A 1,951-nucleotide genomic window follows, 5' to 3' on the forward strand; every position below is an offset into this window, starting at 1 on the left:
CCCCCGAGACCACCACCCCCGAATCCGGCATCCCCTTCCGAGGCGGCCGCGAAGGCTACGCCAGCTTTCGGATCCCGGCGGTCGTGCGCACGGCGTCCGGCGCTCTGCTGGCCTTCTGCGAGGGACGGGTCGGCGGGCGGGAGGACTTCGGGAACATCGACATCGTGGTGAAGCGGTCGACGGACGGCGGCCGCAGCTGGGGCCCCCTGCGGGTCGCCGCCGAGAACGGGGACGGCCTCGCGGGCAACCCCGCCCCTGTGGTGCTGGACACCGGCCGCATCCTGCTCGTACACGTCCGGAACGCCGCCTCCGCCACCGAGGACGCGATCCGCCGGGGCACCGTGAGTGCCGCGGACGGGCGGCGGGTCTGGGTGCGGCACAGCGACGACGAGGGGGAGACCTGGTCGAGCCCCCGGGAGATCACCGAGGACACCAAGAGGCGGGAGTGGCGCTGGTACGCCACCACCCCCGGGCACGCGATCCAGCTGAGCAGCGGCCGGGTCGTCGTCCCCGCCAACCACTCCCTCCCGCCGACGGGCACCGACAACGGCACGGAGGGCAAGTACAACGGCGGCCACTGCCTGCTCAGCGACGACCACGGCGAGTCCTGGCGGATCGGCTACGTCGATGACAACACCGACGGCTACATCAACGTCAACGAGACCACCGCCGCCGAACTCCCCGACGGACGCGTCTACTTCAACACCCGCAACGACTCCCCGGCCCCCGGCACCCGCGCCGACGCGTACTCCGCCGACGGCGGCGCGAGCCTGATCAAGCCGTTCCGGCCGCAAGCGGGCCTCGTCGGCCCGGTCGTCGAGGGCAGCCTCCTCCAGCTGAGCGACCCCGATCCGAGCGTCCCCGACCTGCTCCTCTACTCCGGCCCGGCCGACCCCGGCTTCCGCGCCCTGATGACCGTCCGGGCCAGCACCGACCACGGCACGACCTGGCGGGTCGCCCACACCGTCGACGGGCTGCCCGCCGCGTACTCGGACCTCGTCCGCGTCGACGAGCACACGGTCGGGCTCCTCCACGAGACGGGCGACTTCAGCGCGTACGAGACGATCACGTTCCGCCGGATCCCCGTCGCCACCCTCCAGTGACCGCCCCTGCCTGGCCTATCCCCGTCTGACCTGCCCCTCACTCGACCTGCACCCACCCCCGCCACGACCACGCACGTAAAGTCAGCCCATGACCTCTACCGACAGTGCACAGACGACCCCCGGCACGCCCGAGACCCCCGGCGCGGCGCCCGCCAAGGCCCCGGCCAAGGACCCCTGGGACCTCCCCGACGTCTCCGGGCTCGTCGTCGGCGTGCTCGGGGGCACCGGGCCGCAGGGCAAGGGCCTCGCGTACCGCCTCGCCAAGGCCGGCCAGAAGGTGATCATCGGCTCGCGGGCCGCCGACCGCGCGCAGGCCGCCGCCGAGGAACTCGGCCACGGTGTGGAGGGCGCCGACAACGCCGAGACCGCGCGCCGCAGCGACATCGTGATCGTCGCGGTGCCGTGGGACGGGCACGCCAAGACCCTGGAGTCCCTGCGCGAGGAACTGGCCGGCAAGCTCGTCGTCGACTGCGTCAACCCGCTCGGCTTCGACAAGAAGGGCGCCTACGCGCTGAAGCCGGCGGAGGGCAGCGCCGCCGAGCAGGCCGCCGNNTGATGGTGCTCGGCGAGGTCCGGGCCGACGTCGAGATCGTGCAGGCGCTGGCGGGCCGCATCCCCGGTATGCGGGGCGTCTTCGCGGGCCGGCTGCGAGGCGCCCACCAGGTGGAGGCGCTGGTCGCCAACCTGATCTCCGTGAACCGCCGCTACAAGGCGCACGCCGGGATCCGCCTGACCGACGTGTGAGGCCGCGCGGGGCATGGGGGACACTGGACGCCGTACGACCCCGTCGTACCGCCTCGTCCGACCGCCCTGTCAGGAGCCGACCTCCATGCCCCCCTTGCCCCCAC

At 73.3% G+C, this 1,951-nt stretch carries 2 protein-coding genes and 1 pseudogene; all 3 read left to right on the forward strand.

Annotated features, from left to right (window positions below; genetic code table 11):
* Window positions 1–29: 29 nt before the first annotated feature.
* On the forward strand, window positions 30–1,103 hold the full coding sequence (locus tag AOK15_RS25380; RefSeq protein WP_063799050.1) for a sialidase family protein: 1,074 nt from the start codon (window positions 30–32) through the stop codon (window positions 1,101–1,103).
* Window positions 1,104–1,191: 88 nt separating this feature from the next.
* The coding region (locus tag AOK15_RS47250; RefSeq protein ID WP_420876967.1) for a prephenate dehydrogenase/arogenate dehydrogenase family protein at window positions 1,192–1,654 on the forward strand (463 nt) is incomplete at its 3' end.
* A 2-nt stretch (window positions 1,655–1,656) separates the two neighbouring features.
* Window positions 1,657–1,847: pseudogene (locus AOK15_RS47255) on the forward strand (NADPH-dependent F420 reductase); the annotation flags it as partial.
* Between the last annotated feature and the right edge of the window lie 104 nt (window positions 1,848–1,951).

Origin of the sequence: Streptomyces ossamyceticus (assembly GCF_001418475.1) — a bacterium.
Taxonomy (GTDB): Bacteria; Actinomycetota; Actinomycetes; order Streptomycetales; family Streptomycetaceae; genus Streptomyces; species Streptomyces ossamyceticus.